Origin of the sequence: Streptomyces sp. NBRC 110611, assembly GCF_001590865.1 — a bacterium.
In the GTDB taxonomy this organism is placed as follows: domain Bacteria; phylum Actinomycetota; class Actinomycetes; order Streptomycetales; family Streptomycetaceae; genus Streptomyces.
In genome coordinates this window covers 584905-605700 of sequence record NZ_BBUY01000003.1, presented here as the reverse complement: position 1 = coordinate 605700, position 20796 = coordinate 584905, and the positions used below count along the sequence as shown (strand labels likewise).

21 protein-coding genes are annotated in these 20796 nt (G+C 72.3%); 10 read left to right on the top strand and 11 right to left on the bottom strand.

Annotated features, from left to right (window positions below; translation table 11 throughout):
* Nucleotides 1-242: 242 nt before the first annotated feature.
* The 6 genes from AZE13_RS10895 to AZE13_RS10870 form a co-directional block, all read right to left on the bottom strand.
* Nucleotides 243-1676: a sensor histidine kinase gene (locus AZE13_RS10895; protein ID WP_258527707.1), complete on the bottom strand. Its 1434-nt coding sequence runs from the start codon at nucleotides 1674-1676 to the stop codon at nucleotides 243-245.
* A gap of 62 nt (nucleotides 1677-1738) precedes the next feature.
* Entirely contained in the window at nucleotides 1739-2386 is a 648-nt protein-coding gene (locus AZE13_RS10890; protein WP_066929459.1) for a response regulator transcription factor, read from the bottom strand.
* A gap of 110 nt (nucleotides 2387-2496) precedes the next feature.
* Complete coding sequence (locus tag AZE13_RS10885; protein ID WP_066929457.1) at nucleotides 2497-4485, bottom strand: FtsX-like permease family protein; 1989 nt, start codon at nucleotides 4483-4485, stop codon at nucleotides 2497-2499.
* 5 nt (nucleotides 4486-4490) lie between these two features.
* A complete protein-coding gene (locus AZE13_RS10880; RefSeq protein WP_066929452.1) occupies nucleotides 4491-5237 on the bottom strand; it encodes an ABC transporter ATP-binding protein in 747 nt (248 codons plus the stop codon).
* Nucleotides 5238-5357: 120 nt separating this feature from the next.
* On the bottom strand, nucleotides 5358-6545 hold the full coding sequence (locus AZE13_RS10875) for a glycosyltransferase family 4 protein (protein ID WP_066929450.1): 1188 nt from the start codon (nucleotides 6543-6545) through the stop codon (nucleotides 5358-5360).
* Between the two features lie 8 nt (nucleotides 6546-6553).
* Entirely contained in the window at nucleotides 6554-8068 is a 1515-nt protein-coding gene (locus AZE13_RS10870; protein WP_066929447.1) for a glycosyltransferase 87 family protein, read from the bottom strand.
* Nucleotides 8069-8202: 134 nt separating this feature from the next.
* On the opposite strand from AZE13_RS10870, the gene AZE13_RS10865 reads away from it, so the two are divergent.
* The gene (locus AZE13_RS10865; RefSeq protein WP_066929445.1) at nucleotides 8203-9486 is read left to right on the top strand and encodes a sensor histidine kinase; all 1284 of its coding nucleotides are present in this window, start codon (nucleotides 8203-8205) and stop codon (nucleotides 9484-9486) included.
* The gene (locus tag AZE13_RS10860; protein ID WP_066929443.1) at nucleotides 9474-10139 is read left to right on the top strand and encodes a response regulator transcription factor; all 666 of its coding nucleotides are present in this window, start codon (nucleotides 9474-9476) and stop codon (nucleotides 10137-10139) included. Before AZE13_RS10865 ends, AZE13_RS10860 begins: the two co-directional genes overlap by 13 nt.
* Here the strand turns inward: AZE13_RS10860 and AZE13_RS10855 are convergent.
* Complete coding sequence (locus AZE13_RS10855) at nucleotides 10133-11635, bottom strand: erythromycin esterase family protein (RefSeq protein ID WP_066929441.1); 1503 nt, start codon at nucleotides 11633-11635, stop codon at nucleotides 10133-10135. The genes AZE13_RS10860 and AZE13_RS10855 overlap by 7 nt on opposite strands.
* Before the next feature lie 159 nt (nucleotides 11636-11794).
* Nucleotides 11795-12307 carry a hypothetical protein gene (locus tag AZE13_RS33920; RefSeq protein ID WP_258527706.1) on the bottom strand — a complete coding sequence of 171 codons (513 nt, stop codon included), beginning with the start codon at nucleotides 12305-12307 and terminating at the stop codon, nucleotides 11795-11797.
* Nucleotides 12308-12938: 631 nt separating this feature from the next.
* Here AZE13_RS33920 and AZE13_RS36820 point away from each other — a divergent pair.
* From AZE13_RS36820 to AZE13_RS10830, 6 genes are all read left to right on the top strand, one after another.
* Nucleotides 12939-13103, top strand: coding sequence for a hypothetical protein (locus AZE13_RS36820; RefSeq protein WP_181690308.1), 165 nt, complete (start codon nucleotides 12939-12941; stop codon nucleotides 13101-13103).
* 71 nt (nucleotides 13104-13174) lie between these two features.
* Nucleotides 13175-13468: a Dabb family protein gene (locus AZE13_RS10845; RefSeq protein WP_066929437.1), complete on the top strand. Its 294-nt coding sequence runs from the start codon at nucleotides 13175-13177 to the stop codon at nucleotides 13466-13468.
* A 355-nt stretch (nucleotides 13469-13823) separates the two neighbouring features.
* Nucleotides 13824-14633: an RNA polymerase sigma factor SigF gene (locus AZE13_RS10840; RefSeq protein ID WP_066929614.1), complete on the top strand. Its 810-nt coding sequence runs from the start codon at nucleotides 13824-13826 to the stop codon at nucleotides 14631-14633.
* 198 nt (nucleotides 14634-14831) lie between these two features.
* A complete protein-coding gene (locus AZE13_RS10835) occupies nucleotides 14832-15680 on the top strand; it encodes an RNA polymerase sigma factor SigF (RefSeq protein ID WP_066929435.1) in 849 nt (282 codons plus the stop codon).
* Between the two features lie 157 nt (nucleotides 15681-15837).
* Nucleotides 15838-16656, top strand: a complete 819-nt coding sequence (locus AZE13_RS36815; protein ID WP_181690307.1) for a hypothetical protein — start codon at nucleotides 15838-15840, stop codon at nucleotides 16654-16656.
* A gap of 90 nt (nucleotides 16657-16746) precedes the next feature.
* Entirely contained in the window at nucleotides 16747-17235 is a 489-nt protein-coding gene (locus AZE13_RS10830; RefSeq protein ID WP_066929434.1) for a VOC family protein, read from the top strand.
* Between the two features lie 45 nt (nucleotides 17236-17280).
* Here AZE13_RS10830 and AZE13_RS10825 read toward each other — a convergent pair whose 3' ends face one another.
* Entirely contained in the window at nucleotides 17281-18153 is an 873-nt protein-coding gene (locus AZE13_RS10825) for a LysR family transcriptional regulator (protein ID WP_066929432.1), read from the bottom strand.
* 138 nt (nucleotides 18154-18291) lie between these two features.
* On the opposite strand from AZE13_RS10825, the gene AZE13_RS10820 reads away from it, so the two are divergent.
* Entirely contained in the window at nucleotides 18292-18735 is a 444-nt protein-coding gene (locus tag AZE13_RS10820; protein WP_066929430.1) for a tautomerase family protein, read from the top strand.
* Between the two features lie 71 nt (nucleotides 18736-18806).
* Here the strand turns inward: AZE13_RS10820 and AZE13_RS10815 are convergent, their stop codons facing one another.
* Both AZE13_RS10815 and AZE13_RS10810 read right to left on the bottom strand, forming a co-directional pair.
* Nucleotides 18807-19631, bottom strand: a complete 825-nt coding sequence (locus AZE13_RS10815) for an NAD(P)H-binding protein (RefSeq protein WP_066929428.1) — start codon at nucleotides 19629-19631, stop codon at nucleotides 18807-18809.
* A gap of 149 nt (nucleotides 19632-19780) precedes the next feature.
* Nucleotides 19781-20002 carry a hypothetical protein gene (locus AZE13_RS10810; RefSeq protein WP_066929426.1) on the bottom strand — a complete coding sequence of 74 codons (222 nt, stop codon included), beginning with the start codon at nucleotides 20000-20002 and terminating at the stop codon, nucleotides 19781-19783.
* A gap of 237 nt (nucleotides 20003-20239) precedes the next feature.
* Between AZE13_RS10810 and AZE13_RS10805 the strand changes: the two genes are divergently transcribed.
* A complete protein-coding gene (locus AZE13_RS10805; protein WP_066929424.1) occupies nucleotides 20240-20746 on the top strand; it encodes a MarR family winged helix-turn-helix transcriptional regulator in 507 nt (168 codons plus the stop codon).
* Nucleotides 20747-20796 lie beyond the last annotated feature (50 nt).

The window sequence follows — 20796 nt, the reverse complement described above, 5'->3', positions numbered from 1 at the left end:
CGGCCACAAGGCCGGGCGGGGCCGGCCATGGGAGTGGGAAGTTTCGGCCAGTGGGCTCGACGACTTCTGGGTCCGACCGAAACCTCCCCGGTACGGATATCCGCACCGTGGGGGGTGCGGTTATCCGTACCCCGTCATTGTTGATCACGCATACAAGGACGGGCAAGCGGTTTGGCCTGGGCGAAAAACCACAGGTCAGATGGGGTATCAGCGAGGGTGTCCAGGGTTGGCACAGGGATGCGTCAGGCCCAGGGGAGGACGGCCCGCACGGTGGTGGGACCCCCTGGCGGGCTGGTCACGGTGAGCTCTCCGTTGAGCGCGGTGGCCCGGTCCGCCAGCCCGCGCAGGCCGGTTCCCGCCTCCTGGCTGGCGCCGCCCGAGCCGTTGTCGGTGACCGCGACCCGCAGACAGCCGTCCGCCCGGTCCAGGTCCACCCGCAGCTCGGTCGCCGAGGCGTGCTTGACGGCGTTCGTCAGCGATTCGGCGATGATGTAATACGCCGCCGATTCCACACTGGCGGCCGGCCGGACGGACAAAGTGCTGCGCACGACGACCGGCACATGGAATTTCTCGGTCAGTACCGCGACGGCGGCATCCAGACCACGGTCACTGAGAATGGGCGGCTGAATTCCCCGGACCAGATCGCGGAGTTCGTCCAGCGCCTTGCTGACTTCCTGATATGTCTCGTCCAGCAGGTGGGAGAAGGCATCCGGGTCCTTTCCCACCCGCCGCTTGGCGTGCGAAAGGCGCATGAGCAGCACGGCCAGCCGGGCCTGTGCCCCGTCGTGCAGATCGCGTTCCAGCCGCCGGTAGTCGGCGTCGTTGACCCGCAGCGCGGCGGTGCGCCGCAGCTCCGCCTGCTCCTTCTTGCGGCGCTCGTCGGCCTCGTCCAGCCGGCTGAGCACCCGGCGCACCAGCCGGGCACGTACCTTGCCCAGCCAGAACAGCAGCGTCACCAGCAGCCCGAAGCCCGCCATCGACCCCACGCCCACCGCCAGGCGCTTCCAGAAGCCCTCGACCAGGACGGTCAGCCCCGGGCCGAAGGCCAGCTGCTCGGGCGGGCCGATGGGCAGGCTGACGACGAACGCGGCGATCGGCACCACCAGCGCGAGGATCGGCACCAGCCAGACCGTGCCGAGCAGCAGCAGGCCCAGGTAGCCGACGTCGGCCCAGCCGGTGTCCGCCCCGGCCGGTCCGGCCCTCCTGCCGTCGGCCCCCCTGCCGGCGGCCTCGTCGCCGGTGTCCTTGGTGCGCGGCCGGCGCGGTGGCGCGTCCGGATCCACCACCCGGGCGGCCAGCAGGCGTTCGAGATCGGCGACCGCGCGCAGCAGCGGCAGGCTCGGCACGAACCACGCGCGGAGGTCGCCGGCCTTCCGCCACACCGCGCGCGCCGTGAACCGCTCGGCGCGCTGCGGCGGCGGCCGTTCGGCGCCCAGCGCCCGCCGCACCGCCGCGGTGGCGGAGCGCACCCCCAGCGTCGCCAGCTGCGGCACGGCGGAGAGCAGGAGCGTGACCGCGCGCAGCACCACGGAGCTGACGACGAGCGGGACGAGCAGCAGACCGACCAGACTGCCGACGGACAGATAGATGAGCCCGGCGGCGACCCGGAAGGCGGTCGGCGGACGGTCGGCACCGCGCCGCACCGGACCGGCTGCTCGTTCTGCACAGAATTCCACGACGCTCTCGCTCATCACTGCAATGCGGTCACACTCACCCGGGCAAATCCGCCAGGGCGTGTCTAACGCCCCCGTAGATAATTCAGAACCGCCAGCACGCGCCGGTGGTCCGCCCCGGAACTGGGAATCTTCAACTTCCCCAGAATCGAGGTCACATGCTTTTCCACGGCCCGTTGGGAAATATCGAGCCGGGTGGCGATACCGGAGTTGGTCAGGCCGGTGGCGACGAGTTCGAGAACCTGTCGCTCGCGCGCGGTGAGCAGATCCGTGGCCCGCTGTTCGCGGGGGTGTCCGACGAACTGCTTGAAGATGTCGGAGTCCAGTACCGTGCCGCCCCGGGACACCCGCTGCAGGGCGGAGAGGAACTCGTCGAAGTCCGCCACCCGCTGCTTGAGCAGGTAGCCGACCCCGCCACGGGCGTTCCGCACCAGCTCCTCCGCGTACGTCTGCTCCACGTACTGCGACAGCACCAGAACCGCGGTGCCGGGGCTGGTCTCCTGAATTGCGCAGGCCGCGCGTATTCCTTCGTCGGTATGGCTGGGCGGCATCCGCACATCCATGATCACGACGTGTGGCGAGAACTCTTCGACCACCTCGCACATGGTCTCCGCGTCACTGAGCGACGCCACCACTTCGATGCCTTCATCGGCCAGCAGCCGCACCATCCCCATCCGCAAGAGCGCAGAATCCTCAGCGATGGCGACGCGCACGGTGATCCCTGCCTGTTCGTGAAGTGCCTGCCTCAAAGCACAGTGGTGTTCTCAGGGTTGCTCAGCATAGGCGGCATTACGACATGAAGGTACGTCCGACCACCATGTGGCTACTCTCGAGCGGTGACAGCGGCGACGGTGCCGCGCCGCAGCAGGCGTCGCACAGCCGTCAGACTTACGCATACGGCCACGAGCAGGCACCCGCCGACGAGACCGAGCAGGGCCCCCCACGGCACGCTGAGCGGAATCGCTCCATAGGATACGCGCAGCCCGGCGCGGTAGGCCGCCAGACCCAGGGCGATCACCCCGGCCGCCAGCCCCACCCCGACCGTGGTGGTGCCCAGCGCCTCCCACAGCGCCATCCGCCGCACCTGCCCGGCACCGGCCCCGAGCATGCGCATCCCCGCGATCTCCCGCCCCCGCCGGCTGTACGACATCACCAGGGTGTTGGCGACGGCGATCAGGGCATACACGGCGGCGGGCCCGGTCAGCACCACCAGCACCAGGTCGTTGAGCCGGTCCTGTTCGGTGGCCCGGCCCGCGTACCACTCGGCGGTGGGGGTCACGGCGACCGGCTGCCCGCCCTGTGCACGAAGGGCGTCCGCCAGTCCCCCGGCCGCCGCCCCGGCACCGCCGGACGGGTCCGCGAGCAGCACCGTGGCCCGCTCCGGGGCCGCCGCGCGGGCGCGCTCCGCCTCCGGCAGCAGCAGATGCGGCACCGCCGCGCCGCCGTCCAGCACCGCCACCACCCGCGCGCTCACCGGCTGCCCGCCGAAGAACCCGTACGTGATCCGGCCGCCCACGCGGTACCCGTACCAGTCGGCGAACTCCCGGGACACCGCGACCGTTCCGGGCGCCAGCTCCCGGACGGCGCCCTGCACGGCGGTGAGGCGGTGGGTACGGGCCAGCGCCTGCAGGTCGGCCACCGCGGCCTGCTCCCGCCACACCGTGTCCGGTCCGGCCACGGCGAGTTCGACCGGCGCGGGCGCCGAGACGGCCCGCACCCGGGGGTCACCGCGCAGTGCGGCCAGCGCCCGCCCGCTCAGCTCCCCGCTCCCGTCGGCGGGTTCGACCACGAGCTGTCCCAGGGTGCGGGCCCGCTCGTCGGCGGCCGCGGCGGCGCCCGTGGTCGCCATCACCGAGGTGAAGGTGCCCACGATGGCCACGATCGCCAGAACGGGCCCCACCAGCGCGGCGGTTCGCCGCTTGGCCGTCCCCGCCGCCGCCCCGGCCAGCCGCCCGGACACCGACCCCGACCAGGTGAGCGGCGCGGTCAACGCCCGTACCAGGAACGGCAGATACAGCGGTCCCCACGCCGTGGCGGCCAGCGTCAGCGCCAGCGGCCCGAAGAGCGCCAGCGGCGTGGCCGCCTCCGGCCCCGCGTTCGGCGCCAGCGCCACCATGATCCCGCCCGCGGCCAGCAGGACCAGCCCGGAGATCCACCGCCCGGCGGTCATCGCCTTCGCGTCCAGATCGGCCTCGCGCAGCGACGCGGTGGGCCCCACCCGGGCGGCCCGGCGGGCGGCGGCCAGCGCCCCCAGGACGGCGATCACCAGCCCGCTGCCCGCGGCGAACAGCAGCGGCCCGCCCAACGGCCCGGCCCGCAGCTCCACGGGCGTCAGCCCGGTTCCGTTCAGGGCCCGTACCGCCCACGGCGCGGCCACCGCCCCCAGCGCGCAGCCCGCGGCCGCGGCCGGCACCGCCACCGCCAGCGCCTCGCCCAGTACCATCCGCCGCACCTGCGGCCCGCCCGCGCCGACCAGCCGGAGCAGCCCCATGTCCCGGCCGCGCAGCGCCACACCGAACGCGAACGTCCCGGCGATCACGAACACCGTCACGAACGCCGAGACCACCCCGGCCATCGCCAGCACGCTCTGCACCCCGCCGAGGTCCACCTCACCTGCGGAGAGGGTATGGCTCGCCCCCGTACCGTCCCTGAGCGTGACCGCGGGCCCGCCGGCCGGCCGCTGCGCGTTCCAGGTGGCGGCCAGCGCGGCGGCCGTCGTCCCGATCAGCGCCACCCCCAGGGCGAGGACGACGAAGGCACCCGCGAACAGCGCCCAGTAGTGGCGCGCGGAACGCACGGACAGCTGCCACATCCCGCTCACCGGTCCCAGCCGCTGATGTAGGCGGCGACCTGCTCCGCGGTGGGGTGGTCGAGCTTGCCGACGATCCGCCCGTCCACGAGGAAGACCACCCGGTCCGCCCAGGCCGCGGCGTGCGGGTCGTGCGTGACCATCACCACCGTGCGGCCCGCCCGGTCCACGGCCTGGCGCAGCAGCCCCATGACCCGGCGGCCGGCCGCGGTGTCCAGCGCGCCCGTCGGCTCGTCCGCGTAGACGATCTCCGGCTCGGCCACCAGCGTGCGGGCGATCGCCACCCGCTGCTGCTGCCCGCCGGAGAGCTCGGCGGGCCGCCGCTTCTCCTTGCCCTCCAGCCCCACCTGGCGCAGCGCCTCCATGACGACGGCCCGCTTGGGGGCGCGGCGGCCCAGCCGCAGCGGCAGTGCGACGTTCTCGTACGCGGTGAGCATCGGCAGCAGATTGAACTGCTGGAACACAAACCCGATCCGGTCCCGCCGGATGCGCGTCAGCTCCCGCTCGTCGCACGCGCCCAGGTCGGTCTCGCCCAGCAGCACCTGCCCGCCGGTGGGCCGGTCGAGCCCGGCGGCGCAGTGCAGCAGCGTGGTCTTGCCCGACCCCGAGGGGCCCATGACGGCGGTCATGGCCCCCTGCGGGAAGCCGAGCGAGACCTCGCGCAGCACCGGCACCGGGCCTGACGCGCTCTCATAGCTCTTGGACACGCCCGCCAGCTGGGTCGCGGGCAGGCGGATGTCGGTCGGGATGGTCACGGGAATCAGGTCCTTGTCGAAGCGTGGGCCGCCGGGGCGGTGCGGCGCCGGACAACGGGAGCGGCGGCCGGAGGACGTACGGCCCCGGGCGCGGCGGGGGAATCCGCACCCGGGGCCTGCTCAGTGGCGCGCGGACACCGCATCGGTCCGCTGCGCGGGGTGTTCGCCCTCGCCCTCGGGGGTGAGCAGCCGCATCAGATGGCGCGCCGAGCCGTCCCAGGACCACTCCCGCGCCACCCAGCGGCGGCCCTCCGCCCCCATCTCCGCGGCCCGCGCCGGGTCGTCGAGGACGCCGGTCAGCGCCCGGGCCACCGCCGACGGCTCGTTCCCGTCCACGACGTGCCCCGTACGCCCGTCCAGCACGGTGTCCGGCGCCCCTCCCGAGTCGCCGACCACGACCGGCAGCCCGCTCGCCGCGGCCTCCAGGAACACGATCCCCAGCCCCTCGGCCTCCAGCCCCTTCTTGCGGGTACGGCAGGGCATCGCGAAGACGTCCGCCACCGCGTAGCAGGCGGGGGTGTCGGCGTGCGGCACCCCGCCCGCGAAGCGCACCGCCCCCTCGACCCCGTGCTCCCGGGCCAGCTCCCGCAGCCGCTTCTCGTACGGCCCCTGACCGACGATCAGCAGCACCGCCTCGGGTATCCGGCTCCGGATCTGCGGCAGTGCCCTGATGAGCGCGTCCTGCCCCTTGCGCTCCACCAGCCGCGAGACACACACGATCACGCGCTTGCCGTGCAGAGCGAACTTCGTGCGCAGCGCCTCGGCGGCGGCATCGTCCACCGCGTCCGCGGCGAACGCGCCGGCGTCCACCCCCGGCACCAGCCGGCTCATCCGCCCCCGCGGCCCCAGCGCGGGCTCGATGCGCGTCCGGGTGTACTCCCCGAGGTACGTGACCACGTCGACGCCCGTGCCGATCCGCCGCATCAACTGCCGCGCCCCGGGCGTCTTGGCCCACCAGATCTCGTGGCCGTGGGTGGTGGCGACCATCCGCCGGACCCCGGCGCGCCGCAGTGCGGGCGCCATCAGCCCCAGCGGCGCCGCGGCCCCGAACCAGACCCGGTCACAGCCGTGCGCCCGGGCGATCTCCACGGCCCGCCGGGTCGCCCGGCGGGTGGGCAGCAGCATGCGGGTGGTGTCCCGGACGACCGGGAACGGCAGCGTCGCGTCGTACGCGGCGGCACCGGGCTCGTGCGAGGTGTAGACGACGACCTCGTCCTTCGGCATCCGCGTGGCCATCGCGTGGACAAAGGTCTCGATCCCTCCCTGACGGGGCGGGAAGTCGTTGGTGATGACGAGGGTGGAGCCCATGACTGGTCTCAGTTGCCTTTCGGTCGGGGCGGCTGAGCCGCGTGAACGGGGGCCTGCGGTACGGAACCGACGACGGCGGCAGGACGCACCCGCGACAAGCACGACGACCGTGGGAGGGAGCCGAGAACGGCGGGCCGGCGAACTGGTGCCTGACGGGCAGGGGCGGACACTGCCTCAGGGGTGCGCCGCGCGCCGGCCAGAGCCGCGGCACACGCCCCTGCGCCACCTACATGGGTAGCGCTGGCCGCTTTGCCCCCTATGCTGCTATACCCCTCCCCACCCTGTGCACCGGGGGGTACCACGCCCCGCCCCGGCCGTGCCCGGCCCCACGACCCGGCGGCCAGCCGCGACCAGACGACCAGCACGACGGGCAGCGCCAGATACCCGAACCGGCCCGCCGGCGCCAGCAGGAACGCCGCCGTGAGGCCCAGTGCCAGCCGGTCCGCGCCGGCCACCACACCGGCCGGCGGCCGCACCACCAGCGAGCCGGCCACCGCCAGCGCCGCCGCGCCCAGCAGCACCACCGCCGCCAGCCAGCCGCCGGGGCCCAGCCCGGCCAGCAGGTGCCCGGGCAGCGGGCTGCCCGCAGGGGTGGGCACCGCGCCCCGCCCGGTGGGGAAGGCCAGGACGTGCTCCACCATCGCGGCCGGGGTCAGCAGCGCACCGGGCACGATCAGTACGGCCGCGCCCGCACCCGCCACCGCCAGGCACCTGGCCGCCGCCCGCCACCCGTACAGGCAGGCCAGCACCGCCAGCGCGACCGGCAGCGCGGGCCAGGCCGTCCACTTGAAGGAACAGGCCAGCGCGAGCGCCGCCCCGGCCCCCAGCACCCGCCCGCGCGCCGCGCAGGCCAGTGCCAGACAGCAGACCCCGGTGAGCGGCAGGTCCACCCCGCTGACGCACAGCGGCAGCGCCACCACCGGCGAGGCGATCAGCGCGGCCATCCCCAGGCCGTACGGGCTGCGGCCGGCGGTCCGCAGCACCGCACGCCCGGCGGCCAGGCACCCCAGGAACACCACCGCGCACCACACCCGGGCGTCCCCGAGCAGCGCGGTGACCCAGGTGCCCTCGCCGAACACCGCCCGTGGCAGGCCGAGCAGCGCCATCCCCGGCAGGTACGGGTTGTAGTCCGCCAGGCCCCGCGGGTCGGGCAGGTAGGGGCTGCCCGTCGCCAGCAGCTGCGTCATCGAGCGCTCGATGACGCCCACTTCGGACTGCTGGGCCCCGCTGAGGACCAGGAGCAGCAGCGGTACCACCACCGCACCCGCCAGTGCGAGCACCACCGACGCCGCGCGCGCCCGGCGGCCCGGAAGCCACCACACGGCGGCAGCGGCGAGGACATAGCCGACGGCGGCACACAGCCCCCACGTCCGGTGGGTGGTGAGTGCCGAGACGACCGGGAAGGCACCCGCCCACCCGGCGGCGGCCAGCCAGCCCAGGGCCCAGGCACCGCGCCGGTCCCACCGGCGGCGGTCGGCCACCGGCAGCGCAGCGGATCGGTCCAGGACTCGGTAGGTGCTCACCCCGTCATTGCATCCCAGGGCAACACCGCAGGTCACGACACCTATGTCGAGAGTTCACGGTCGGGTTTTCCCTACCTTCTCCCTGACTTCGCCACCCCGGACCACCCGCCCCGCCACACGTTAGGGTCCTCGCCGTGGAACCACGCATAGCCGTATGGGACGCGGTCCGGAGCCGCCCCCTGCGCTTCCTCGTCTCGTCCTGGCCCTGGCGCTGCTGGGCGTATCTGCTCAGCGGGACGGTGCTGGGCGCGCTCACCCTGCTCGTCCTCTACGCCCTGATCGCCGTCGGGGTGGTGCTCTCCGTCGTCGGCGTCGGCCTGCTGATCCTGGCGGTGGCCGCGGTCCTCGGCATCCCCGTCGCCGCCGTGGAACGCCGCCGGCTGCGGCTGGTCGAACCGGCACCGGTACCCGACCCGCACGGCACCCTCCCCGGTACCGGCCCCTGGTACTGGCTGCGCAGCCGGCTGCGCGAGCGCGCCACCTGGCGCGAACTGGGCTACACCGCCGTGTTCTGCCTGGTCTTCACCGCCACCGGCATCGGCTTCGCGGCGCTGCTGGCCTTCTCCTGCCTGCTGCTGGCGGCACCGGTGATCGTGGCGGCGGTGGCTCCCGACACCGTCATGCTGATCCCCGGTGAGCCGGTCTCCGGCCCCGTCGCCGCCCTGCCGGCCGCGGCCGTCGGCCTGCTGGGCCTGGTCGTGTGCGCGTACGCGGGCGGGCTGCTGGCCGGGCTGCAGGCGCGTACCGCGTGGTTCCTGCTGGCCGCCCGCGACGAGGACCTCAGCAGCCGGGTGGTGGAGCTGACCCGCTCCCGGGCCCGCCTGGTGGACGCCTTCGAGGCCGAGCGGCGCCGTATCGAACGCGATCTGCACGACGGCGCCCAACAGCAGCTCGTCGCGCTGACCATGACCCTGGGGCTGGCCGAGATGGAGCTCCAGGGCAGCGACTCCGGCGCGGGCGAACTGGTCCGCCGCGCCCGCGCCGAGGCCCGTCAGGCCCTCGGCCAGCTGCGCGACCTCGTCCGCGGCATCCACCCCCAGGTCCTCACCGACCACGGCCTCGCCGCCGCCGTCGAGGAGATCGCGTCCCGCAGCCCCGTCCCCGTCACCGTCGACATCGGCCTCCCGCACCGCCTGCCCGCCCCGGTGGAGACGATGGCCTACTTCGCCGTCACCGAGGCGCTCACCAACGCCACCAAACACGGCGGTGCCACCCACATCGGCGTCGTCGGCTCCCTCAAGGACGGCCGCCTCACCCTGCTCATCACCGACGACGGGGCAGGAGGCGCCGATCCCGCGGCGGGCACCGGCCTGCAAGGATTGGCCGACCGAGTAGCGATTCTGAAAGGCAGGCTCGTGCTGTCCAGCCCCGTCGGCGGTCCCACCCAGCTGCGTGTGGAGGTCCCGTGCTCCGTGTAGTCCTGGCCGAGGACTCGGTCCTGCTCCGGGCCGGCCTCGTCGAACTGCTCACGCGCGGCGGCCACGAGGTCATCGCCGCGGTCGGCGACGCCGAGGCGCTGGCCCGCGCCGTGGACGAGGACTGCCCGGACCTCGTCGTCACCGACGTCCGGATGCCCCCGGACTACGACGACCAGGGCCTGAAGGCCGCCCTCGACCTGCGCACCCGCCACCCCGGACTCGCCGTCCTGGTGCTGTCCCAGTACGTGGCCACCGCCTACGCCACCCAGCTCCTCAGCGGCGGCACGGGCACCGGAGGGCTCGGCTACCTCCTCAAGGACCGCGTCGGCGAGGTCTCCGAATTCCTCACCGATCTGCGCCGCATCGCGGCCGGCGAAACCGTCATCGACCCCGAGGTCGTCCGGGTCCTCCTCACCCGCCAGACCGCCGACCACCCCCTGCGGCGCCTCACCCCGCGCGAACGCGAGGTCCTCGCCCTCATGGCCGAGGGCCTCAACAACCAGACCATCGCCCACCGGCTGTCCGTCACCGAGGCCGCCGTCGTCAAACACGCCAGCAACATCTTCGCCAAACTCGACCTCGACCCCACCGACGGCAACCGCCGCGTCCTGGCCGTCCTCGCCCACCTCCGCGACGACTCGACGTCCTACTGACCCGGCACCGGGCCCAGGGCGCTGCTGACGGGCCGGTCCCGCAACGACGCCGCCTCGACGCGGTGCAGGTGGATGAGGACGTCGTGGCTGCGGCCGAGCGCGACCGTGTACGGGCCGTCCGGATAGTCCGTGCCGATGCTGCGCGTCGGCCGGGCCGCGGCCAGCCACCCGCGGGCCGGAGCGCCGACGGCCCGCAGGTCGACCGCGTAGTCCCGGTACCGGACCCGGTCCAGGGTCCGCTCGTTGCTGCCGGGGCCCGCCGGGCCGAGCGCCCACCGGTGGACGGCACCGTCCGGGCCGGTGGCGTTGAACGAGCCCTGCTCGAAGGTGAGGCCCACGCTCACGTACCCGGAGCCGAGGCTGTCCCGCAGGAACGCGCCCTGCACCTTCGGGTAGTTCGCGGGGTCCCGCGTCTCGTAGGCGACATGGGCACCGTGCGCCGACAGCAGCACCTTCGTGCCCGTGTGCCGCTGCCACCAGACCACATTGGCCGCCATCGCCGCGTCGCGGTAGCGCATACTCGCGGCGACCTGCGCGGGGTCCTCGAAGTCATAGGCGTACTGCCGGGCGGTCTGATCGATGACCCGCGCGTTCTGCACGGCCCGCTCGTACGCCCCGCGGGCCCCGCGGCCCGCGTGGCCCGCAGCCTGCCGCTCCACCGGCTCCGGTGACTCCACCGGCTCCCGTGGCTCCACCGACTCCAGCAGCTGGAGGGCCCGCCCCGTCCGCTCCGCCATCTCCTTGCGCTCGCCGTACGGCTTCTTCAGGTACTGATCCAGGTACGTGCCCGTCGCCACGGTGGGCCGCAGCCCGCGGTAGAGCTCATCGAGGCGGGCGCTCAACTCCGGGTACGCGCGGGCCACATAGCCCGTGACCGCGTCGTACAGCTCGGGCCCGCTCCAGGCCATGTCGTCGCCCATGAAGCGGACCGGGTCGTGCGGATGGCGGACGTTGTACGCGCGCATCCACTCGATGAGCCGCAGGTACTCGGTGTTGTTCCACCACAGGTAGCCGCCCTGGAACTCGTCCTTCATGATGCGCCGCACATCGCCCGTGCCGTGCAGCACATAGGCGTTGAGGCGCAGTCCGGTGCTCCAGCTGGCCTCCAGGGCGAAGGTGCGGAACCCCTTCTCCTCGACGAGGTGCCGGAAGAGGCGGTGCTTCAGGGCGAAGAAGTCGTGCGAGCTGTGCGTGGCCTCACCGACGCCGACGACCCGGGCCTCGCCGATCATGCTGCCGACGGGACGCAGATCGCGGCTGCCGTCCCCCTGCGGCTCAACGGTCCGCAGGGGCCGGGCCGCCCTCTCAAGTGCCGCGACGACCGGGCCGACGGAGGCGTCCGGGGCAGCGGACGCCGAACCGGCGGCCGCGGCCTCCGGCGCCCCTGCCGGCGCCCCTGCCGTCGCCGTGCCGAGTCCCAGCAGCAGACCCAGGACAGCTGCGGTGCAGCGCCGCTTGCCGTGCGGTTTCCAGTGGCGTGTGCCGTGCCGTTTCATGACCCCAGGCTTTCGCCCCGCGCGCCTGGGATCCATCCGGCGGGCCTCCGTCGCACAGTGCGGAAAACCGTGGCCCGGCACGGGGGTTTCCCCTACCCCGGGAAGTACCCGTACCCCGGGAAGTACCCGAGGACAGCGCGTGGTTCGGGCCGGCGAGGATCAGCTGTTGCGCCGGCCCCGCAGTGCGCGGCGGATGAAGTGGACGATCAGCCAGATCACCAGGATCACGACGACCAGGAAGACGACCAGCAGCACGATCAGGAAGATGCCGAGCTTCTTGAAGAAGCCGCCCTTCTTTTTCTTCTTGGACGAGTCGTCCTTCGACTTCCACTTGGCCTTCTTGACCTTGTGGACCTGACGGGCCGTGTCGGTCACCTGGCCCGCGTTCGCCACGTTGGCCGCGTTCGCCACGTTGGCCGCGTTCGCCACGTTGGCCGCGTTCGCCACGTTGGCCGCGCCGGCCGTGTGCGTCGTACCGGACGTGTGCGTCGCGCCAGCCGTGTACGTCGTGTCCGGCTTCTCGAACGTGACGGCGGCGGCCTGCGCCGGGGCGACGGCCGCCGCCAGCAGACCGGCCAGCAGCGCCAGGACGACGGCCGGCCGACGCGGTTTCAGGGCCCGCCGGGCGGGTGTGACACCGGACGAATCGGACTGGGGCCGGGTGGAGTTCATGGGCATGTCGTGGGTCCCCCCTCTGGTTCAGACATCCCCTCCATTATGGGCCGGGGCGCTCACCCCGGCCGAGATCTTGACGTCCGGGACGGCGGTGGAGCGCCGGCCTCGGTGACATCCCCGGGGCGCCGAGGCCGCGGGGTGCCAAGGCCGCGAGGCGCCGAGGCCGCGGGTTCCCGGAACGGCAAAGCCCCGCCTCTGGGCCGGGTCGGGTCGGCTCGGAGGCGGGGCTGGAAGTCGGTCGGGGGAAGCGGCGTACAGGGGGGCGTCACCGCTCCCCCCGATGAGGACCGAACCCCAAAGTCCACGCCGCAGTCAGGGGGAAGCACGCGGCATGGACCCCGCAGAGGGGCCCTGGTCCCGGGGCCCGTGGATTCCTGCCAGATCCCCCGGGCCTCCTCCTCATGGTGCCTCCGGGGCGCGCCCCAGCAGGCCGCCGAAGGGCCTCCCTTGGCGGGCCTTTGGTCCATAAAGTCCGGATCAATGCTCCGACATCCGGCTCCCGTGATCGAACACGTGTGGTTACACTCGCCCGACTGCATCCAGCCGCCCGCATGCGGACAGGGCGGCGCCGCAGAGACCGCCGCACGGGCGACTGCCGCGAGGACTGCCACAGGGGAGAGACAGGACGATGGCGCAGGCGAAGAAGATCGTGTTGTACCTACTTATCGTCTTCGTGCTGTACACGATCATCACCTCCCCGCAGCGCGCCGCCCAGATGGTCCAAGTAGGCTTCGAGGGCATCTCGTCCGCCGCTCAGGGCGTCGGCGAGTTCATGACCCAGCTGATCCGCTAGGGACGTCCGGGCCGCCGGCAGGCACCGGCCGCCGGCCGCCCCGGTGATCGTCCGCCGTACGGGAGGCCCCAGTGATCCGCCACCTGGTCCTGTTCAAGCTCAACGACGGCGTCTCCCGTGACGAGGAGCGCGTCCGGACCGCCGTCCGCGCCTTCGAAACGCTCAAGGACGACATCGCCGAGCTGACGTTCTGGGAGTGCGCCTGGAACATCACCGACCGCCCGATCGCGTACGACTTCGCGATCAACTCGGCCGTCGCCGACAAGGACGCCCTCCAGCGCTACCTGGAGCACCCGGCCCACCAAGCGGCCGCCGCCCAATGGCGCGAATTCGCCACCTGGGTGATCGCCGACTACGAGTTCTGAGCGGCGGGACGCCCGCCCCCTCGGCTCCTCACCAGCCCCTCGCCTCACAGGCGGGGGGCTGAGCCATACACCGGGCCGGTACGACCCTCCGGCCGCCCCGCGCGCCTCCGCCACAACTCCCCTCCCGCAACCCAACTCTCTCTACCAACACGGCGTTATGGGTGCTTGCGCACAGTGCACATTAATTGTGATGCTATGACCGCTTTTGCCAGACCATTTACCGGTTCCGACTCCTTTGCTGGCGCCGGCTCCTCCGCCGGTGCCGGCTGCCCTACCGGCCCCGTCGCCGGTGCAGGTCCACCTGCCGGATATCTGCACTGCGAGTCCATGCACTGCGAGCACTGTGAAGGGTGGCGTGACCGTGACGGCCCGTACTGCGCCGAAGGCTCCGTCCCGCGAGAGCCGGAGCGCGGACACACGGGCGCTGACCCAGGTGCTCTTCGCGGAGCTGGCGGATCTGGAGCCCGGCACCCCCGAGCACACCCGTGTCCGTGCCGCACTGATCGAGGCCAATCTGCCGCTGGTCCGCTACGCCGCGGCACGCTTCCGCAGCCGCAACGAACCGATGGAGGACGTCATCCAGGTCGGCACCATCGGCCTGATCAACGCCATCGACCGGTTCGACCCCGACCGGGGAGTCCAGTTCCCCACCTTCGCCATGCCCACGGTCGTCGGTGAGATCAAACGCTACTTTCGGGACAATGTCCGTACGGTCCATGTACCGCGCCGCCTCCACGAGCTGTGGGTCCAGGTCAACGGCGCGACCGAGGACCTGACGGTGCTGCACGGACGCACCCCCACCACCGCCGAGATCGCCGAACGCCTGAAGATCGGCGAGGACGAGGTGCTGGCCTGTCTGGAGGCCGGCCGCTCATATCACGCCACATCTCTGGAGGCCGCCCAGGAGGGCGACGGCCTGCCCGGCCTGCTCGACCGCCTCGGCTACGAGGACCCCGAACTGGCCGGCGTCGAGCACCGTGACCTCGTACGGCACCTCCTCGTCCAGCTGCCCGAGCGCGAGCAACGGATCCTTCTGCTGCGTTACTACAGCAATCTGACGCAGTCCCAGATCAGTGCCGAACTGGGGGTGTCGCAGATGCATGTGTCGCGGCTACTGTCGCGGAGCTTCGCCCGTCTGCGATCCGCAAACAGGATCGACGCCTAACCGGGACGGGCTACCGGCACCCGGCGCACCTGCGCAGATATGTCGACAAGGCGCTACAGCGTGTTGCCGACATGTGACATTCTGCAGGAACCGCGTTTGCCGTAGCGCTGCCTCCGGTATTCAGGTGGAGGTATACGTTCCCGGTCCGCCTCGGGCCGGGATGCCGCAGCGACCCGTCCGCGACCTCAAGGGGGTGGCATGTCCGTAGAACTGGGCAGCTCGAAGGTGCTTTCCGCGATTCCCGCGCCCGCACCGCACGTGCATGACAACATGCACGACGACGACGCCATCAACACCCGCACGCTCTCCCGCTCCCTGTTCCTGCGGCTGGCCTCGCTCGACAAGGACTGCGCGGAGCGGACATATGTCCGTGACACACTCATCGAACTCAACCTCCCGCTCGTGCGCTACGCGGCAGCCCGCTTCCGCAGCCGCAACGAACCGATGGAGGACATCGTCCAGGTCGGAACGATCGGTCTGATCAAGGCGATCGACCGTTTCGATTGCGAACGCGGGGTGGAATTCCCGACGTTCGCGATGCCGACCGTCGTCGGTGAGATCAAGCGCTTCTTCCGTGACACCTCATGGTCGGTACGGGTCCCGCGCCGGCTCCAGGAGCTCCGGCTCGCCCTCACCAAGGCCAGTGACGAGCTCTCCCAGAAGCTGGACCGCTCCCCCACCGTCCCCGAACTGGCGCTCTGCCTCGGGGTGTCGGAGGAGGACGTCGTCGACGGCCTGGCCGTCGGCAACGCGTACACGGCCTCCTCACTCGACTCCCCCTCCCCGGAGGACGACGGCGGCGAGGGCTCCCTCGCGGACCGCCTCGGCTACGAGGACAGCGCCCTGGAAGGCGTCGAGTACCGCGAGTCCCTCAAACCGCTGCTGGCCAAACTCCCGGCCCGTGAGCGCCAGATCATCATGCTGCGCTTCTTCGCCAACATGACCCAGTCCCAGATCGGCGAGGAGGTCGGCATCTCCCAGATGCACGTCTCCCGCCTGCTCACCCGCACCCTGGCACAGCTGCGCGAGGGCCTGATCTCCGACTGAGGAACGGTCCGCCGAGGGGCGGGCGCCGCCAACGGGTGCCGCCTCCGCGCCACTCGGCGGACAGCCGCGGAGCGCCAGCGCTGCCGCGGAGCCCCGCGCCCCATGGGCTATGGGCTATGGGCTATTAACCTGACGCTTCGTCAGTAACACTGTGCCGATGCGACGACGACGGACGACATCGACCCTCGGCGCCGCCTCGGCGGCCTTGCTGTGTCTGGGTGCCCTGCTCACCGGCTGCGGCAGCACGCCCGAAAAGGGCTATGCCGCGCTGGGCGCCGCGGGCCCCGGCGACGAGGACGCGCCGACGCGCCCCATACCGCCACAGGACGGCGTGCAGCTGACCCCCCTGGAAAACCAGGGCGACCCGGGCGGCCGTGCCGGCCAGGGCCAACGAAGTACCCCTGACGGGACTGGTGGGCCTGGCGGGCTTGGCAGGACTGGTGGGCCTGGCAGGCCTGGCGGAGGCATAGCGAGCGCCAATGGCCGCCCCGGCCCCTCCACACCCCCCACCGGGCCCGACACCGACGGCCACCCCCGGCCCCCGACACCCCCCTCACCCCCTTCCCCCGCTCCCCCGGCCCCCTCAAGCCCCTCGCCCCCCTCAGACCCCACGAGCCCCTCCGGCTCCCCCAAGCCGCCCTTCCCCACCACCCCCGCCGGCCCGAACGCCCCCGACGGCCTCCTCATCGGCAAGCCCCGCCTCGCCGACACCGACGTCCGCTGGTGCGAGCGAGTCACCCTCGACTTCCTCAACACCGGCAGCGCACCCGTCACGGCCGGCACGGTCACCTTCGGGACGCACCTCATCGGCCCGCTCGGCATCGACTGGGCCACCGCCACCTCCCGCCACAAGCTCCCGCTACCGCTCAACCCCGGCGAGCGGAAATCCGGCACCTGGCGGGTGTGTGTAGCCGCCTGGCGAGTCCCCCCGGGCATGCGCATCGACACCCAGGACGCAACCTTCACCTGGCAGTAGCGCCCGGCCGGTGCCACGGTCTACGGAGAGGCAGCACACGCCACCGTTGCCGGCACAGGACCCGGCCAGCCTCCGGCACAGGGAGAAGAAATGCCGAAGATCACCCCCAACCTCTGGTTCGACACCCAGGGCAAGGAAGCCGCCGCGTTCTACTGCTCGGTGTTCCCGAACTCGAAGATCACGAACGTCACCTACTACAACGCGGCGGGCCCACGCCCGGCCGGCACCGTACTGACCGTGGAGTTCGAGCTCGACGGCCAGCCGTACACCGCGCTCAACGGCGGCCCCGAGTTCGCCTTCAACGAAGCGGTCTCGCTGCTGATCAACTGCGCCGACCAGGACGAGATCGACTACTACTGGACCAAGCTCTCCGAAGGCGGCGAGGAGGGCCCCTGCGGCTGGCTCAAGGACAAATACGGCCTGTCCTGGCAGGTCGCACCGGGCGATATGGCGGACCTGCTGAACGATCCGGACCAGGAGCGTGCCGCCCGCGCCATGAAGGCCATGTTCGGGATGAAGAAGATCGACCTCGCAGCACTACAGGCCGCCGCCGACGACGACGCTGACGCCGCGCCATAGGCACCGGGCCCCCTTCGACGCACCCTTCGCACCCTTCGTCGGCGCTTACGGCATCCGGGCCAGCCGGCCGACGGCCGACTCGGCCAAGGTGCGGATCGCGGGATGCCAGGGGCGGGCCGGCGGCCCGGTGAGGACGAGGCGACGCGAGGTCCGGGGCTCCAGCGGCACCAGCACCAGATCGTCGGGGATCAGGGAGCACGAGACCTCGGACAGGATGGTCACACCGAGACCGGCCTGCACCATGCTGATCAGGGTCGCCAGATCCCGTACCCGGTGAGTCGGTGTGAAGCGCAGCCCGGCCAGATCGTGGATCGCGCGGATGCGGGCTTCACAGCCGTTGGGCGAGATCAGGAACTGGTCGTCCTCCAGGTCACGGATGTCGACGGACGGCTCATCCGCCAGCGGGTGGTCCCGCGGCAGCAAGGCCCGGTAGTGGTCCAGGGCGAGCTGGATGCCGGGGCCGGGCGGAGGGTCGATGAGAACCGCGGCGTCGGCGGTCCCGTCGTCCAGCCAGGACGACACCTCCGCGCTGTCGCCCTCGAAGACCCGCAACGTGATGCGCGGCTGGTCCTCGCGCCAGTGCCGGAGCAGAACCGGGATCAGGCCCTGGCAGACCGTTGGCGTGGCGGCCAACCGCACAGTGCCGGTCAGGGTCTCGGTGGCTTCGGCCGCGATCTGCTCCACGGCCCGGGCCCCCGCGAGCGCGGTGCGGGCGTGCGGCAGGACCTGCTGCCCGAGTGCCGTGGCCCGGGCCGGGTTGGCACGGACCAGCAGCGGGGCGGCCAACTCCCGTTCCAGGGAGGCGACGGCGTGCGACACCGCGGACTGGCTCATACCCAGCTCCACGGCGGCCGCGCTGAAGCCGCCCGCGTCAACCACGGCGAGAAAGGCCCTCAGCTGGGGAAGGTTCACGGTCATGAGGCCGCCTCATATACGTATGACAGCTATGCGTTGGATCTATAGTGGCAGCCCGGCGACGCTTGCTTCCTACCCGCCCGCCGGCCCGGTCCTCCGTACCGCCGGCTCCGGCACAGGAACAGAGGACAGAGGAGAGACATGCCGTACTTCCGCGTCACCATCACCGACCCCGACCTGCCGGCCGACGCCCAGCGCGCCCTCGCCGATGGCCTGACCCGGCTGGCGGTCTCGGTCCTCCGCAAGTCCAGCGCGCGCACCATCGTCCACCTCGACCTCGTCCCGCCGGGCCGCTACTTCATCGGCGGTGAGCCCCTGACCGGCGCACGCGACGCGCACGTGGAGGCCGGCATCACCGCGGGGACCAACAGCGCCACGGAGAAGGCCGACTTCATCGCCGCCGCCGGTGAACTGCTGTCGAACGTCCTCGGCCCCCTCCCCCGTTCCGGCGTCGCACTCCACGAACTGCACCCCGAGAGCTACGGCTACAACGGGGTGACCCAGTTCGACTTCTACCGCCGCGCCCAGGCCCAGGACGCCCCCGTCACCGCCCCCGTCCCCCTCTCCGCACCCACTGCCCGCTGAACGGCCGGCCGCCCAGCGGCTCGCGGCTCAGCGGCCGGTCGGCTCGCGGCTCAGCGGCCGGCCGGCTCGGCTCAGGCCGCGAAATCCGCCCGGTGGTCCTCGGCCCACGCGGCGAACGTACGCGCCGGGCGCCCCGTGATCTCCTCGACCGTGGACGTGATCTCGGGTTCGGTACCGACCATCGCCGCGAAGGACTTCAGCAAGGCCCGCACGGCCTCCTTCGGCACATGCGGGAGGAAAGCGGCCTCCGCCTCTTCCCCCTGCACCTCCACGTAGGTCAGATCCCGGCCGAGCGCCCGCCCGATGGCCGCGATCTGCCCCGCGTGGGTCACCGCCTCGGGCCCGGTGAGCCGGTGCGCCGCACCGATGTGTCCGTCGTCGAGGAGGGCGCGCTCGGCCACGGCGGCGATGTCATCCTCGTGGATCGGCGCGCTGACGGCGTCCGCGAAGGGGCCGCGCACGGTGTCGCCCGCGCGGATCTGCCCGGCCCACTGGAGGGCGTTGACGGAGAACGCGTTGGGGCGCAGGAAGGTCCACTCCAGACCGCTGTCCCGGACCAGCTGCTCGGCCCGCGCATGCGTCACATGGATGGGGTGGGTCTCGTCGGCGCCTTCCTGGATGATTCCCGAGGAGAGCAGGACGACGTGCCGTACGCCGGCGGCGCGGGCCGCGTCGAGGACGGCGCCGATACGGCCCTCGGCCGCCTGCACGTGGAGGAAGAGCTTCGACGCCCCGTCGAAGAGCCCGGCCGATTCGGGACGCGCCACCTCCACCCCCGGGGGCAGCGCGGCGCCCTCCGGGTTACGGCTCACCGCCCGCACGGGCCGGCCCGCGGCGGCGAGACGCCCGACAAGGGCGCGGCCGACATTGCCGGTGGCACCGGTCACTGCGATCACTGGATCTCCTCCTGGGCTCGGGCTCGGGGTCGGGCCTCGGGTTGGTCGCCCCGGCTGTTCCGAGCCTAGGAAGGTTGATCGGCCCGTGGCATCGGCGGAGAGGACCAGCCGCACCTACATCCCACGGCCTACGCCCTGTTCCAGGCTGATCAGGAAAGCGCCAGCCACACCGCGCCCGCAACGGCCAGGATGGCCACGATGACGCCCAGGATGATGCCCACGCGCGGGCCGGCCGACTGCTGAGGGGCCGGGGCGCGGCGGCCGCCGGCGGCCTGGGGGGTGCTGCCCTCGTCGACGAAGGCGCGGAACATCTGCGTGCTGCCCGCCGGGTCGTAGTTGCCCTCGGCCTGGTTCTGCGGGTTGGTCGCCATGGGGGAGGACCCTAGCGAACCAGGGGGCCGGGGGCACCCCTGGGGCCCTTGGGAGAACGGGCCGTGCGGCCCAGCGGAAGCCCTGGGCACTTTGTCGGATTTTTACCTGCACAGGACACCGAATCGTTTGCCTTCAGCAACCAACCTTGCTTATGGTTGCTTCAAGCAACGAAGAGAGCAAGAGTGTGCATGCCTGCGCGCAGGGATGTACGCGTGCAGGGATGCCTGGAGGAGCCCGTGGCCGCCCACAGTCAGTACGAGGAGCTGGCACGGCAACTCAGCGCCATCGGAGCCGTCAAGCGCGAGATGGGGCGGATCCTGCCGCAGGACTGCCCGCCCGCCTCGGCCGGTGTGCTGACGCTCCTCGACCGGCACGGCGAGATGCGGATGAGTCAGCTGGCCGAGCTGCTGGCGATCGACACGTCCGTGACCAGCCGGCACGTCGCGCATGTGTGTGAGCGCGGGTGGGTCGAGCGGAAGGCCGATCCCGAGGACCGGCGGTCGCGGCTGCTGCGGCTGACCCCGAGCGGCCGGGAGCTCCTCGGCGAGCTCGCCGAGCGCTATACGGCCGCGCTGGCACGGTACTTGAGCGACTGGACCGATGACGACATCGGGTGCCTCAACGCGCTGCTGGCACGGCTCCGTACGAGCTTTGGCGACTGCCGGCCCCGGGGAGCACACCACCACGTCCCCGACCCCCGGGCGACGCACGACAGCCGAACCACCCTTGCTCCGACGGACTGACCCCGTGAAGACGGACTGACCCGTAAGGCCGCACAGACCCGTACACCCGA